General features: G+C 64.9%; 13 protein-coding genes and 1 tRNA gene. 7 read left to right on the top strand and 7 right to left on the bottom strand.

Features of this window, described 5'->3' with window-relative positions; translation table 11 throughout:
• The first annotated feature begins 115 nt into the window (after positions 1–115).
• From prfB to J7U46_RS13915, 4 genes are all read left to right on the top strand, one after another.
• A protein-coding gene (prfB, locus tag J7U46_RS13930; RefSeq protein WP_282826788.1) for a peptide chain release factor 2 occupies positions 116–1,220 on the top strand; the annotation gives its coding sequence in 2 pieces (ribosomal slippage) (positions 116–196 and positions 198–1,220; 1,104 coding nt in all).
• A gap of 63 nt (positions 1,221–1,283) precedes the next feature.
• Positions 1,284–3,971 (top strand): aminopeptidase N, encoded by a 2,688-nt coding sequence (pepN, locus tag J7U46_RS13925; RefSeq protein ID WP_282826786.1) that lies wholly within the window; start codon positions 1,284–1,286, stop codon positions 3,969–3,971.
• Complete coding sequence (locus J7U46_RS13920) at positions 3,968–4,978, top strand: class 1 fructose-bisphosphatase (RefSeq protein WP_282826784.1); 1,011 nt, start codon at positions 3,968–3,970, stop codon at positions 4,976–4,978. The genes pepN and J7U46_RS13920 overlap by 4 nt, the downstream gene beginning before the upstream one ends.
• A 51-nt stretch (positions 4,979–5,029) precedes the next feature.
• A tRNA-Thr gene (locus J7U46_RS13915) sits at positions 5,030–5,105 on the top strand.
• A 679-nt stretch (positions 5,106–5,784) separates the two neighbouring features.
• On the opposite strand, the gene J7U46_RS13910 is transcribed toward J7U46_RS13915, so the two are convergent.
• The 7 genes from J7U46_RS13910 to J7U46_RS13880 all read right to left on the bottom strand — a co-directional run bounded on the left by J7U46_RS13910 (position 5,785) and on the right by J7U46_RS13880 (position 11,823).
• Complete coding sequence (locus J7U46_RS13910; RefSeq protein WP_282826782.1) at positions 5,785–6,552, bottom strand: hypothetical protein; 768 nt, start codon at positions 6,550–6,552, stop codon at positions 5,785–5,787.
• Positions 6,549–6,698, bottom strand: coding sequence for a hypothetical protein (locus J7U46_RS13905; protein ID WP_282826780.1), 150 nt, complete (start codon positions 6,696–6,698; stop codon positions 6,549–6,551). The genes J7U46_RS13910 and J7U46_RS13905 overlap by 4 nt, the downstream gene beginning before the upstream one ends.
• Positions 6,695–7,039 (bottom strand): hypothetical protein, encoded by a 345-nt coding sequence (locus J7U46_RS13900; protein WP_282826778.1) that lies wholly within the window; start codon positions 7,037–7,039, stop codon positions 6,695–6,697. Before J7U46_RS13900 ends, J7U46_RS13905 begins: the two co-directional genes overlap by 4 nt.
• A complete protein-coding gene (locus J7U46_RS13895) occupies positions 7,036–7,251 on the bottom strand; it encodes a DNA-binding protein (RefSeq protein ID WP_282826776.1) in 216 nt (71 codons plus the stop codon). The genes J7U46_RS13900 and J7U46_RS13895 overlap by 4 nt, the downstream gene beginning before the upstream one ends.
• 99 nt (positions 7,252–7,350) lie before the next feature.
• Complete coding sequence (locus J7U46_RS13890) at positions 7,351–8,034, bottom strand: hypothetical protein (protein ID WP_282826774.1); 684 nt, start codon at positions 8,032–8,034, stop codon at positions 7,351–7,353.
• 98 nt (positions 8,035–8,132) lie between these two features.
• On the bottom strand, positions 8,133–9,500 hold the full coding sequence (locus J7U46_RS13885; protein WP_282826772.1) for an integrase family protein: 1,368 nt from the start codon (positions 9,498–9,500) through the stop codon (positions 8,133–8,135).
• 352 nt (positions 9,501–9,852) lie between these two features.
• A complete protein-coding gene (locus J7U46_RS13880; RefSeq protein WP_282826770.1) occupies positions 9,853–11,823 on the bottom strand; it encodes a TonB-dependent receptor in 1,971 nt (656 codons plus the stop codon).
• 193 nt (positions 11,824–12,016) lie between these two features.
• Between J7U46_RS13880 and J7U46_RS13875 the strand changes: the two genes are divergently transcribed.
• The 3 genes from J7U46_RS13875 to J7U46_RS13865 are packed head-to-tail and all read left to right on the top strand — an operon-like array spanning position 12,017 to position 14,692.
• A complete protein-coding gene (locus J7U46_RS13875) occupies positions 12,017–13,744 on the top strand; it encodes a nitrite reductase (protein WP_282826767.1) in 1,728 nt (575 codons plus the stop codon).
• A gap of 16 nt (positions 13,745–13,760) precedes the next feature.
• The gene (locus tag J7U46_RS13870) at positions 13,761–14,069 is read left to right on the top strand and encodes a c-type cytochrome (protein ID WP_282826765.1); all 309 of its coding nucleotides are present in this window, start codon (positions 13,761–13,763) and stop codon (positions 14,067–14,069) included.
• Positions 14,066–14,692: a hypothetical protein gene (locus J7U46_RS13865; RefSeq protein WP_282826763.1), complete on the top strand. Its 627-nt coding sequence runs from the start codon at positions 14,066–14,068 to the stop codon at positions 14,690–14,692. Before J7U46_RS13870 ends, J7U46_RS13865 begins: the two co-directional genes overlap by 4 nt.

The following is a 14,692-nucleotide window of genomic DNA, read 5'->3' as shown; positions in this document are numbered from 1 at the left end:
TTAAAGCCAGGGCGGCGGCAAGCGCCCTGGCGCTTCCCCGGGGAGCCAGGCCGCTAAAATGCGCGGCTGATTGCGCTCTGTTCTGGGGCGCCCACCACAAAAAAGCACAGCCATCATGGACATCGAACGCATCAACGCGATCGGAACCACCCTCGCCGATCTGACAGCGCGTACCGACGCGCTAAGGGGGTATCTTTGACTACGACCGCAAAGTCCTGCGGCTGAACGAGGTCAACGCCGCCCTCGAAAACCCGAACGTCTGGAACGATCCCAAGCGCGCCCAGGAGCTGGGCAAGGAAAAGCGCACCTTGGAGACCGTGGTCCAGACCATCGACCACCTGAACAGCAACCTCGCCGACAACACCGAGCTCTTCGACATGAGCAAGGCCGACGAGGACTTCGACGGCCTGGCCGCCATCGAGAGCGATGCCGCGCAACTGCGCGCCAAGGTCGAGGAGCTGGAATTCCGCCGGATGTTCAACAACCCGGCCGACCCGCTGAACTGCTTCATCGACATCCAGGCCGGCGCCGGTGGCACCGAGGCCAATGACTGGGCCGGCATGTTGCTGCGCCAGTACCTCAAGTACTGCGAGCGCAAGGGCTTCAAGGCGACGCTCGAAGACCAGACCGACGGCGACGTGGCCGGCATCAAGAGCGCCACGATCAAGGTGGAAGGCGAGTACGCCTTCGGCCTGCTGCGCACCGAAACCGGCGTGCACCGCCTGGTGCGCAAATCGCCGTTCGACAGCTCGGGCGGCCGCCACACCAGCTTTGCCTCGCTGTTCGTCTACCCGGAAGTCGATGACTCGATCGAGATCGAGATCAACCCGGCCGACGTGCGCACCGACACCTTCCGCGCCTCTGGCGCTGGTGGCCAGCACATCAACAAGACCGACTCGGCGGTGCGCCTCACGCACATCCCGACCGGCATCGTCGTGCAATGCCAGGACGGCCGCAGCCAGCACAGCAACCGCGATGTGGCCTGGAAGCGCCTGCGCTCGCGCTTGTACGACCATGAGATGCGCAAGCGCATGGAAGAGCAGCAGAAGCTCGAGGACACCAAGACCGACGTGGGTTGGGGCCACCAGATCCGCAGCTATGTGCTCGACCAGAGCCGCATCAAGGACCTGCGCACCAACTACGAGACCTCGGCCACGCAGAAGGTGCTGGACGGCGATCTCGACCCCTTCATCACCGAGAGCCTGAAGCAAGGTGTCTGAACCCCAGCCCGGCGCGACGATCCGCCCGGGCTGTTTTTCTTGAATCCCTGAGGAGCCCCCCGCATGCGCGAAGGCAGCACCCTGATCCGCCGCCAGGACTACCTGGCCCCCGCGTTCTGGATCCGTGAGGTCGACATCAGCTTCGACCTGGACCCGGCCAAGACGCTCGTCATCAGCAAGATGAAGATAGAGCGCAACACGGCCGTGCCGCATGGCGCGCTGCGCCTGCATGGCGAAGAGCTGCAGCTGCTGCGCGTGCTGATCAATGGCGAGAGCGTGTCCTTCCGCCAGGAAGGCCATGAGCTGGTGATCGAGGCCGCGCCCGATGCCGACTTCACGCTCGAAGTGCGCAACACCTGCGCGCCCGAGAAGAACACCGCGCTGTCGGGCCTCTACACCTCGGGTGGCAGCTTCTTCACGCAGTGCGAGGCCGAGGGCTTCCGCCGCATCACCTACTTCCTGGACCGCCCCGATGTGATGGCGGTCTACACGGTGACGCTGCGTGCCGACAAGACCAAGTACCCGGTGCTGCTCTCCAACGGCAACCTGAAGGACAGCGGCGAGCTCGATGCGACCCGCCACTTCGCCGTCTGGCACGACCCCTTCCCGAAGCCGAGCTACCTGTTCGCCCTGGTGGCGGGCGACCTGGTGGCGCGCGAGCAGCGCATCACCACGCGCGCCGGCAAGGATCACCTGCTGCAAGTCTTCGTGCGCCGCGGCGACCTGGAGAAGACCGAGCATGCGATGAACTCGCTGATCGCCTCCATCGTCTGGGACGAGGCGCGCTTCAAGCTGCCGCTGGACCTGGAGCGCTTCATGATCGTCGGCGTGTCCGACTTCAACATGGGCGCGATGGAGAACAAGGGCCTCAACATCTTCAACACGAGTGCCCTGCTCGCCTCCCCGGCCACGGCAACCGATGCTGATTTCTCGCGCATCGAGTCCATCGTGGCGCACGAGTACTTCCACAACTGGACCGGCAACCGCGTGACCTGCCGCGACTGGTTCCAGCTCTCGCTGAAGGAAGGCCTCACCGTCTTCCGCGACCAGGAGTTCTCGATGGACATGGCGGCCGCGCCGAGCGCCCGCGCCGTCTGCCGCATCCAGGACGTGCGCCAACTGCGCGCCATGCAGTTCCCCGAGGACAGCGGCGCCATGGCCCACCCGGTGCGCCCGGACAGCTACGTCGAGATCAACAACTTCTACACCGCCACCGTCTACGACAAGGGCTCGGAAGTGGTGCGCATGTACCAGACCCTGGTCGGCCGTGCCGGCTTCGAGGCAGGCATGAAGCTCTACTTCGAGCGCCATGACGGCCAGGCCGTGACCTGCGACGACTTCGCGCAAGCCATCGCCGATGCCAACCCGGGCTCGGCCCTGAGCACCCGCCTGGAAGCCTTCAAGCGCTGGTACTCGCAGGCCGGCACGCCGCACCTGAAGGCACGCGGCGTGTACGACGCTGCCGCACAAACCTACACGCTCACGCTCTCGCAGACCAATCCGCCGAGCCCCGGCCAGGACTCGAAGCTGGCCCAGGTGATCCCGGTCGCCATGGGCCTGCTCTCGGATGAGGGTCAGGTCTTGCCGCTGCAACTGCAGGGCGAGGCCGAGGCCGTTGGCACCGAACGCGTGCTGGTGCTGGACCAATCGGCACAAAGCTTCGTCTTCATCAACGTGGCCACGGCGCCCGTGCCCTCGCTGCTGCGTGGCTTCTCCGCGCCGGTGCTGCTGGACGATGGCCTGACGGACGCCGAGCTGCTGGTACTCCTGAAGTCCGATCCGGACGCCTTCAATCGCTGGGAAGCCAGCCAGCGCCTCGCGCTGAACCGTATCCTGGCGGCCGTGCGCTCGGGCAAGCCGCTGGTGCTGGATGGCGCTTACATCGAAGCGATGCGCAGCCTGCTGCGCCATCCGACGCTCGACTCGGCCTTCAAGGAGCTGGCGCTGACGCTGCCGGGCGAGGCCTACATCGCCGAGCAGCTGGAAGTGATCGACCCGCAGGCCATCCACGCCGCCGTCGATGCCGCCCAGAACCAGCTGGCCCATGCGCTGCGCGAAGACTGGGTCGCGGCCTTCGAGGCCAACCAGATCAGCGCCGGCTACCAGCCCGATCCGGTGCAAAGCGGCAAGCGCTCGCTGGCCAACCTGGCCCTCGCCATGCTGGTGCTGGACGCCCAGCGCAGCGGCGACACCGTCTGGCCGGGCCGCGCCTACCAGCGCTTCAAGGACGCAGCCAACATGACGGACCGCCTGGGCGCTCTCTCCGCCCTCGTGAATGCCCATGCCGAACTGGCTGAGCCCGCGCTGGCCCGCTTCCATCAGCAGTTCAAGGACGAGGCCCTGGTGGTGGACAAGTGGTTCGCCCTGCAAGGCCGCGCCGCCGAGCGCGATGGCAAGACCTTTGCCCGCGTCCGCCAGTTGATGCAGCACCCGGACTTCACCTTGAAGAACCCGAACCGTGCGCGCAGCCTGATCTTCTCGCTGTGCCTGTTCAACCCGGCCGCCTTCCATCGCCTGGATGCTGCTGGCTATGTGTTCTGGGCCGAACAGGTGCTGGCACTCGATGCCATCAACCCGCAGATCGCCGGCCGCCTGGCCCGCGTGATGGACCGCTGGACCAAGCTGGCCGAGCCCTACCGCAGCGCCGCCCGCGAAGCCATCGCCCGCGTGGCCGCCAAGGCCGAGCTGTCCAGCGACGTGCGCGAGATCATCGAGCGCGCCCTCGCTTCTGAAGCCAAGGAACTCGCATGACCCGCCGTGTCAGCCTCACGCAGTACCTGATCGAGCAGCAGCGCCAGCATGGCCACATCCCGCAGGAGCTGCGGCTCCTGATCGAGATCGTGGCCCGCGCCTGCAAACGCATCTCCATCAGCGTCAACAAGGGTGCCCTTGGCGACGTGCTGGGCACGGCCCACAGCGAGAACGTGCAGGGCGAGATCCAGAAGAAGCTGGACATCATCGCCAACGAGGTGCTGATCGAAGCCAATGAATGGGGCGGCCACCTGGCGGCCATGGCCTCCGAGGAAATGGAAGGCATCTACGTGGTGCCCAACCGCTATCCGCAGGGCGAGTACCTCTTGCTGTTCGACCCGCTCGACGGCTCGTCCAACATCGACGTGAACGTCAGCATCGGCACCATCTTCTCGGTGCTGCGCAAGGTGACGAACCATCGCGGCGTCGGCGAGGAAGACTTCCTGCAGCCGGGCAAGCAGCAGGTGGCCGCCGGCTACTGCATCTACGGCCCGCAGACCACCCTGGTGCTGACGCTGGGCGACGGCGTGGCCATGTTCACGCTGGACCGTGAGCAGGGTTCCTTCGTGCTGACACAGGACGAGGTGAAGATCCCCGAGGACACCAAAGAGTTCGCGATCAATATGTCGAACATGCGCCACTGGGATGCCCCGGTGAAGCGCTACATCGACGAATGCCTGGCCGGCAGCACCGGACCGCGCGGCAAGGACTTCAACATGCGCTGGATCGCAGCCATGGTGGCCGACGTGCACCGCATCCTCACGCGCGGCGGCGTCTTCCTCTACCCCTGGGACCAGCGCGAGCCGAACAAGGCCGGCAAGCTGCGCCTGATGTACGAGGCCAACCCCATGGCCTTCCTCGTCGAACAGGCCGGCGGCGCTGCCACCAATGCCCGCGAGCGCATCCTCGACCTGCAACCCACCCTGCTTCACGAGCGCGTGGCCGTGGTGCTGGGTTCCAAGAACGAGGTCGAGCGCGTGACTCGCTACCACCTGGAAAACAGCTGAAAAAGTCTGCTATAGTCGCGGGCTCGCAAGCAAGCACCGCTTGATCGCGAAGCCGATGTAGCTCAGTTGGTAGAGCAGCGCATTCGTAATGCGAAGGTCGGGAGTTCGACTCTCTTCATCGGCACCAACAAAATCAAGGGGTTAGCACCGCAAGGGGCTGACCCCTTGTGCTTTTCCGAGCCTCATGTAGCCACCATGTAGCCAACTGCTACTGGTTTTCTGGCTGGCTTCTCAGTTTTGAGCCGAAGGCGCTCGTTGACCACGGCGACCACTCATCGGGCGATTCAGGCACGTCCCTAACTTCGCGCGTCCCCGGCACTGATTGCGCCATCGGGTCGCGTGCCTTGGCATCTGCTGCGGTCATCTTCCATCGGCTGCGAGCAACGCGCCCGGTAGTCTCACAGCGAAGAGTCCAGGTCCAGAGTTCGATTTGCTTCATGCAGCGATGATGCAGGCCGGCTAGCTCACCAGATGAGCCACGCGCGCGCACGACGCCGGCCAGGAACATTGCCCGTGAAAATTTGGGCTTAGCGTTGGACTGCACCTTGCCACTTGGTCATGGGGCAGAGGCAGGTGCAGATTCAGCCCCCCCGTGGGGGCATAGCCGCGACAGGAGCGTCTCGATTTGCTGATTGCCAGATGCGACGCGAGCAGCCCGTTTGAATTCGATTTCAAAGGGGGATTTGTTGTCCGCGTGGGAAGACCAGTGGTTAGCAAAAGGTCAACTTTTTCCACTTTGGGACGCCCCCTCCCCATCGCTCCAGCAGGTGCCCCAATGCCCCGCTGCAGCCGGTCCCTGCGAATGGTCAAGCAACCAAGGCGCTGAAGTTGGGCCCGCCCTTGGTCAGCCTCTGATACGGTCCGCAGGCTTCAAATGCCTCTAGGGGGTGGCATAGGTATAGAGGTGATACACGCGGTGTCCTATGGCTTGACCTTTCTCGTTTGCTGCTGAATCGGTCGCTATCCCGCGTGGCTATTGGGTTCTCGCAGGTTTCTGCCACTGTCACGCGGTGTCCTGGTCCTGAATCCCATGTGCCACCGGGTGTCCTGGTTTTTGGGCTGACTACGTCACGCGGTGTCCTGGTGCGCGTCACGCGGTGTCCTAGGCCTTTTTTTTCGTCGCCGCTCGCCTTCGCCTGTTGCTCTGCCTTTTCGATCAAAGCGCAGGCAGCTTCGACGCTCTGCACCTTGCGCCATTCATTGGTCGCTTGCCGTGCCTCCAGATGCTTGGCCGGAATGTCGTAGCACTCCCGGTCCGTTATCCGGTACAGAGTAGGCAGGCGCTGCCCGCCCTTCGTGCAGCCGCCCTTTCTGGTGATGGCCACCAGCCCGACGGCGCACACCGCTCTCAAGCTTCGGGCCAGCGTCAGGTGGTGCGAGATGCCGCACTTCTTGGCTCGGCTCAAGGGCAACGACAAGTCGCCGTTGTTGTAGCCCTTCAGTTCGCGCAGCAGCGCCATGTAGGCCATGCGGTCGTGAGGTGAAAGCGCACAGTAGGCCGGCGAGTCGAACACGTCTGCATAGATGCGCAGGCTGTGCCCGCGTGGGTCGCGCGGTGCCTTGGTCTTACTCATACCTGCCCCCTTTCCATCCAGGCCCGCAGGAACGTGTACACGCCCCACAGGTCGACTAGCGACATGGCGGCCAAATCTGGCCCGAGCCCATAGCCGAAGCGGACAGCCAGCGCCTGCAAGTCGTCAATCCAGGCGGGGCGGCTCATTGCAGCCCCCCTTGGCGCTTGCGCTTCCAGTCGTTCAGCTTTCGCCGGTCTGCGTTGGTCAGGGAATAGACGCCCGGCCAGCAGTCGAACAGGTCCCGGTCTTTCTTCTTGGTGCGAGTGCACGGGATTTCCAAGCCTCGTCGGCGCAGTTCTGCCACCAGCTCCGGGCCGTTGGCAGCGCCTGCAACTTGGTCAAGCTGCTCGCGCGGCGTCGGTCGAACAGTCAGAGCCTGGATGACGCGAAGGTGTCGCGGGTTGTCAGTGCCTGTGAAGTGACGCGGCTTAGAATCGGCGCTGTCCAGGGCGCTCGGCTTTCCTTTTGGGGGTCGGGCGTTTTTCATTTCGCCACCCCCAGCAGCTTTTTCAGCTCGGCAACCGGCCAGGCAAGGCGACCATTTATTCTCAGCGGCCGAATCGGGCCGGCGCCATCGTGCATCGCCCAGAGTCGCAGCGTCTGCTGCGCTCGATTTAGGTGAAATGCCGCCTCTGAGGTCGGCAATGCAGCGCGGGTTTCATATTCCAACGGTGCGGGTTGAACAATCTTTGCAGCCATGTCTGAATCACCTTGATTCGTTGAACATGGCCTCGCACGATTACTCCCCCTACACCGTACCCCGCAACCCTCCCCCACTACCCCAGTTGGGGGGAGTACTCAAAGCCCAGCACGTTCGCGGATAGCGCCACTTTGTCGCAGGCGCTCCCAAGCCTTATCAAAGACCTTCTCTGAACTGAACAGGCTGCAGACACCAATCGCAGCCCAGGCGCCAGCCTTTATCCAAGGTCTTCCAGCCACCCTCGGCGGCAAGCTCTCGGGTTGGTGCCCCATGTCTCGAATGACAGCTAGAACCTTTGCCTCTTGCGCTGGAAAACGCTGAAACGGCTGAAATTCGCTAGCGACAGCTGCTGCGGCCTGGTCGTCGTCACCAGCCTGCTCAACTCCTGCAGGCGACTCGGCCACCCGCTGGGGAGAACCTGACGACGCGACAATTTCAGCCACTCGCTCCACTTGCTCGCGCTTGAACCGCAGCTCTGACAGCGGCACACGGAAGGCGGGCTCAACTCTTATCGGGTTCCCATCGTGGGCGGCGAACATACTCACGAAGGCTTCAACCCTATCCGACTCTAAGCGGCGCAAGTCCCCCTGAAACATCATTCGGGTTTGATAGCCCTCGAATCGGTTGCCAAAGATTGCTGGGAATCCTGGTGTGTACTCAAGCCAGAAATGCGGCACCAAGTGACATTCCAGCAAGCGGGCCAGCACCCACGTTTGACCTGTCTTTGCGTGCAGCCAATTGCACGCCTCTTCAATGGTCGCGTCTTTAGGCAAGTAGTCCATTGCGCCCCTCTAGCGCCCTTCAACGGGAGCCCCAGCAGGCGGGTGAAGGTGTCCCGCTCTTGGGTTCGCGGGCCTAGCTGGGGCAAAACAGTCTAGCGTTAGGCAGCGGCCACCACGCGCAGGCCTGACGGGTGGACCTTGGCAGGGTCGAAGTCCACGCCAGCCAAGCCAAGAACGTGCGTCTCAATCTGCGCCAGGAATGGCCGCAGGGCGTCCACGCTGCGGGGCCGGTAGCCTTCTGCGGTCGCGCTCGGCTTGTGCCCCATCACTTGGGCAATCGCTCCGGCTGGCGCTCCAGCAGCCTCACCAAGCAGAGAAAAGGAGCGGCGCAGGCCGTGAATCGTCAGCCCGTCAATGGCCGCGCTCTGCAAGGCCTTGGCATGGCTTGCGCGCGGGTCAGCAATGCGCCCGGACTTGCTGGCGCTGGCGAACACAAAGGCGCTCGGGTTCCCGTCCGCGTCCTTGGCGCGGGGCAAGGTCGACAGCATCCAAGCCAAATAGGGTGTCAGCGGAATGGTGCGGCTTGCATCCACCTTGTCGGCAATCGTCAGCTTGCGCCACTGAAAGTCCACATCAGCCCAGCGCAGGCCCGCCATTTCCTCACGCCTTGCTCCCGTCAGCAGTAGAGCCCGCAGATAGGCAGATGCGGTCACGTTGGGCAACTGCTCCACGCCAGTCCACCAGCCAGCCACCTGCGCGGCCTCAAGCGCATCAGTTCGGCGCACAGTGCTGGGCATCGCTTCAACGATGGCCGCAGCCTTGCCGGCGTCCCGGTCAATCAGGCCCCGGTACTCAGGCCGGGCCGCACACCAGCGCAGGAAGCCCCGGAACATCATCAGCGCGCGGGCAGCTTGGTGCTTGCTGCGCCGGCTCTCTCTTTGAAACCAGTCTGTCAGGGTGTCCTCGTCTACGTCTGACAAGCGAAGGCCCATCAGCGGGAACAGATGGCCCGGCAGCGTCACGCCCTGCCCTCGCTTACGCTTCTCGCCACCGGCTGCGGTCATCTTCGCCATGTCGGCCAGATAGCGCGGCTTCCATGTCTCTTTGCGCTTGGGCCGGCCTTCAACGACGTAGCGACTCCAGGCCTGCGAGACAGTCACAGCATCGGCCAGGGCCTGGACTTGCTGGGCCGCCTTCAGCGCCTGCGCTTGGCGCTCCAGTTCGCGCGGGTCGTCTCCCTTGTCCAGCGTCACCCGCAGGCGGTTCGCCTCCTTGCGGGCGTCCTCGATGGTCCAGGCCCGCACGTCGCCAATGGTGCGCCGGATGGTCTGGCGGTTCAGCTTGGCCTCGAACACAAAGGACTTGGCCCCGGATTCAGTCACCCGCACCCGCAAGCCGGCAGAAACCGCGTCGCGCAGAAAGGCCTGCTGCTTGCCGGCTGGACACGTCAGCCGCTCAATTAGGCCCGCCGACAGGTCGTGAGTTTCGGCAAGGTCGGGGGCATCTGTTTTGCGTGGGCGGGCCATTGCTGAACCTTCGCAGTGCCCGCCGCATAGTCTCCATGTAGCCACCATGTAGCCAGATTCGCCCAATTTTGACGAATCCGGCTCAACACAGAGACTGGATGGATAGCCAGTTAAGCGCGCACAAGTTGTTGATTTGCAACGATTCTATCGACGCACATCAACACACGCAAATGTGCCTATTCGCGCATTCGTAATGCGAAGGTCGGGAGTTCGACTCTCTTCATCGGCACCAACAAAGGTTGAAAAACCAAGGCAAAGGGCCTGACGCAAGTCAGGCCCTTTTTCTTTGGCTCTCAGCCCCTCAGACTCTCAGCCTTCCCCCCTCAAAGCGCCGCCGGTCCGGCGGCGATGCTCACCACTGGCCGCGCAGGCTCAGGCGCCAGGTGCGCGGCGCTTCGGCCCAGGTGAACAGTGGGCTTTTCTCGGCCAGGCTGGTGTTGCCCACATTGCTGACGCCCAGACTCAACTCCAGTTGCCGGCTCAGCTTGCGAGACACCTGGGCGCTGATCTGGGTCAGGTCCGGCAGCGGCAGCGGCGCCTGGCCGACGACCGCGCTGGCGATGGTCTGGTCGATGGCCCGGTCGACGCGCAGGCCGGCGCGCCAGGGCCCGCTGGCCCAATCCAGCGCCGCGCCCACACTGTGGCGCGGCCGCTTCTCAAGGCGCAGGCCGTTGCCATCCCTGGCATCCAGGTACTGATAGCCGAGTTGCGCCGAGAAACCCCCGCCCAGCTCGCTGCGGCCGCTGAGCTCGGCGCCACGCAGGCGCGCACGGTCGATGTTCTCGAAGCGGTAGGTCTGCCGGCCCGCCACGACGCCGACAAGCTGCGGCACGATCAGGTCGCGGAGCCGGTTGTCGAACACCATCAGCTGCACCGACTGACCACCGCGCTCGAAGCCGAGGCCCAGCTCCTGCGCGTGGTTGGTTTCGGGCCGCAGGGCCGGCTGCGACACATAGGTGTAGGGGCCCTCATCCTCCTGGTAGCCCGGCGTGATCTGCTTGAGCGTCGGCGGCTTGAAGCCGGTCGAGTAGCCGCCCTTGAGCGTCCAGCCCTCGGCCGGATGCCAGACGGCATAGAGCCGCGGGCTCAGGTGGCCACCGAAGCGCTCATGGCGGTCGTGACGCAGGCCGGCGGTGACGGTCAGCGACCGCGCCAGCTCGATCTCGTCCTGCAGATGCAGCGAGCGGTGGCTGGCACTGCTCTGGCCACCGGGCAGGCCGACGTTGTCGAGCTGCTCGTCGCGCAGCTCCAGGCCGGCGCTCAGCAGTTGCGCGGCGTCCCAGCGTGTGGACACCTGCGCCTCCGCCACGCGGTCGACCAGGGTGTTGGGCCGCAGAGCCGTGACGCCGTTGCTGCGGCTGTTCTGCATCTCGAAGCGGCTCTGGTAGTAGCGCAGCAGGCTGCGCCATTCGCCCGCCCCACCCCAGTCGGCACTCCAGCCAAGGCTCGTGTGTTCGCGTCGGATGTCGGTATCTGACTCATAGACGCGCTTCTTGCCGCTCTTCTCGACGGCGAAGGCCTCGCGGTCCTCGCGGCCCACGCGGTGCTCGAGGTCGATCACCTGGTCACGCAGCGGCTCCCATTGCAAACGCAGGCTGGCCTCCTTCTTGTGCCGGCCCTCGATGTCGGAGACGCGGGCATCCAGCGGCGACACCACCGCATCTCGCCGGCTGTCGGAGGCGCTCAGCGTGCCGCGCAGCTGTTCGCTCAAGGGGCCAGACAGGCGCACCGCAGCGCGATGCCCGTCGCCGCCCCGCTCGCCTGCGGCCTGCGAGCCCTCCAACAGCGCCGTGCCCTCCCATTGGCGCGCCGGTGCCTTGCTGAAGAGCTGCACCACCCCACCCAGGGCCTCGGCGCCATAGAGCACCGAGAGCGGCCCGCGCAGCACCTCGATGCGGTCCACGTCGCCCATGTTCAGCCAGTCGATCTGGAAGTCGCTGTGGCCGATGACCCCATCGCTCGCGCCAATGCGCTTGCCATCCACCAGGATCAGCGTGTGCCGCGCATCCATGCCCCGCAGGCTGAGCGTCTTGCGGCCGCTGATGGTGCGGCCGAAGACGGACACGCCGGTCTCGCCGCGCACCGCTTCCAGCACGTTGTCGGCACCGCGAGCGGCGATCTGCTCGGCGTTGACCACGCTGATCGCCGCCGGCGCATCCACCAGCAGCATGGCGTGGCGGGTGGCCGAGACCACGACCAGCGGCAGTTGCTCAGGCGCCGGCGCCGGCACCGGTTCTGCCTCGGCCCAGGCACCGCCGCTAGCGGCCAGCGCCAGGCTCAGCAGGCTCGGTGGGAATCCGCGATGCATCTTGTTGTTCTTCACTTGCTTGCTCCATGGCTGTGTGATTGAGGTCAAGCATCCCGGAGTCGGGGCCGTGTCGCCTTGATCCAGTTCGTGTTCACCACACCACAGCCCTGCCAGTGCGCAAGTCCTTGAACCAGTTCAAGGACTTGACCCGGGGCAGGCGGGACCATGCAGCCAGCACCAAGAACAAACCACGAGCAAGGAGTTCGTCATGAAGAGCATCCCCACCACCCGCCGGCTGACCCGCCTGGCATTGCTGCTGGCCGCCCTGCCGCTGGCTGCGCTGGCCCAGGAGAAGAAGGACGTCAGCCCCGGCGACGTCAAGTACCACGCAGCGCCATCCGCCCTGACCGATGTGCCCATGGTGCAAAGCACCAACCCCAAGGCACCGCCGATGACGCAGGCCGAGTTCGATGCCGCCCGCAAGATCTATTTCGAACGCTGCGCCGGCTGCCATGGCGTGCTGCGCAAGGGCGCCACGGGCAAGCCGCTGACACCCGACATCACCGTCGGCAAGGGCACCGACTACCTGAAGGTCTTCATCGCCTACGGCTCGCCGGCCGGCATGCCCAACTGGCAGACCTCGGGCGAGATGAGCGAGCAGCAGGTCGACCTGATGGCACGCTACATCCAGCATGAGGCCCCCACGCCGCCCGAGTTCGGCATGGCCGACATGAAGGGCACCTGGAAGGTCATCGTGCCGCCCGAGAAGCGCCCGACCAAGAAGATGAACAGCTACAACATCGAGAACATCTTCTCGACCACGCTGCGCGACACCGGTGAAGTGGCCCTGATCGACGGCGACACCAAGCAGATCATCAACATCGTCAAGACCGGCTATGCGGTGCACATCTCGCGCACCTCGGCCTCGGGCCGTTACCTGTTCGTGATCGGCCGCGACGCCAAGGTCAACATGATCGACCTGTGGATGGAGAAGCCCGACAACGTGGCCGAGATCCGCGTCGGCCTGGAGGCCCGCTCGGTCGAGGCCAGCAAGTACAAGGGCTATGAAGACAAGCTGGTGATCGCCGGCTCCTACTGGCCGCCCCAGTACGTGATCATGAAGGGCGACACGCTGGAGCCGCTGAAGATCGTCTCCACCCGCGGCAACACCGTGGACAAGCAGGAGTACCACCCCGAGCCGCGCGTGGCTTCCATCGTGGCCAGCCATTTCCGGCCCGAGTTCATCGTCAACGTGAAGGAGACCGGCAAGACGCTGATGGTCGACTACACCGACCTGAATGCGCTCAAGACCACCGAGATCGGCACCGCCCGCTTCCTGCACGACGGCGGCTGGGACAGCAGCAAGCGCTACTTCATGGTGGCTGCCAACCAGAGCAACAAGATCGCCGTGGTGGACGCCAAGGAAGACAAGCTGGTGCAACTGGTTGAGGTCAGCAAGATCCCCCACCCGGGCCGCGGCGCCAACTTCATCCACCCGAAGTACGGCCCGGTCTGGAGCACCGGCCATCTGGGTGATGAAGCCATCTCCCTGGTCGCCACCGACCCGGTCAAGCACAAGCAGTACGCCTTCAAGGAAGTGGCGCAGATCAAGGGCCAGGGCGGCGGTGCGCTGTTCATCAAGACGCACCCGAAGTCCAAGCATCTCTACTCGGACACGCCGCTGAACCCCGATGCCGCCATCTCGCAGTCGGTGGCCGTGTTCGACATCAATGCGCTCGACAAGGGCTACAAGGTGCTGCCGATCGCCGAATGGGCGGGCCTGAAGGACGACGGCGCCAAGCGCGTGGTACAGCCCGAATACAACAAGGCGGGCGATGAAGTCTGGTTCTCGGTCTGGTCGGCCAAGGACAAGCAAAGCGCCATCGTGGTGGTGGACGACAAGACGCTCAAACTCAAGACCGTGATCAAGGACCCGCGTCTGATCACGCCAACGGGCAAGTTCAATGTCTACAACACCCAGCATGATGTGTATTGACCGGAAGGAGCCATCGATGAAAGCAATGCTGCTGCTGACGACCGCCCTTGGCCTGGCCCTGCCTGCTGCTGCGGCCACGCCCGAGGAGGCCCTGACCAAGGCCGGCTGCATGGCCTGCCATGCCAAGGACAAGAAGCTGGTCGGGCCGTCCTTCAAGGACATTGCCGCCAAGTACAAGGGCCAGGACGCGGTCGCCGCGCTGAGCCAGAAGGTGCGGGCCGGTGGCAAGGGCGTGTTCGGGCAGATTCCGATGCCGCCCAACGGCGCCGACAAGATCGCCGATGGCGACCTGAAAGACGCGCTCGTCTGGATACTCAAGCAGTGACGAGCCCTAGCCGGCGGCGGCTCTGCCAGCTGCTGGCCTGCGCTGCCCTGCCCTTGCAGGCGCAGCCTTCTCCCGGCCCGCCGAGCCTCGGCGTGGCCGGTTTTCTTTTTGCGGCCGGGCCCGGGCACCTGAGCCTCAGCGACAGCGAGGGCCGCCTGCTCAAGCGCTGGCCGGTGCTTGACGACCAGGGCCGCCCAGGCTCGGTGCGGGCCCTGCTGTCGCTGCCCTCTCGTCGCAGCGTCGCCGTGCTGCTGGAGGGCCTGGCCGAGCTCTGGGAAATCTCGCTGGACCCGGCTGCCGAGCCGCTGTACCGCGGCCTGGTGCATGACTACCGGATGGGCGAAGGCCTGGCCGAACCGGGCTACCTGGGCTTGCGCCGCACGCCGCTGGCAAGGCCGCTGAGCCAGCTGCGCCAGCTGGGCCGCGAGGACTGGCTGCTCGGCCAGCAAGGCCCCGACGCCGTGGTCGTGCACCTGAACGTGCGAAGGCCCATTGCCCTGCTGCGTGCGGTCGACATCTCGCAAGCACGGCTGATCGAGCGCGAGGGCCGCCTCGTGCTGGCACTCGACAGCGCCGAGCCGCCGCACCTCGTGGACATCCGCCGCTGGCAGCCCTTGCCTTGA

This window comes from Pelomonas sp. V22, from assembly GCF_030014915.1.
Lineage (GTDB): Bacteria > Pseudomonadota > Gammaproteobacteria > Burkholderiales > Burkholderiaceae_C > JAUASW01.
This window is presented reverse-complemented; position numbering and strand designations above follow the sequence as displayed.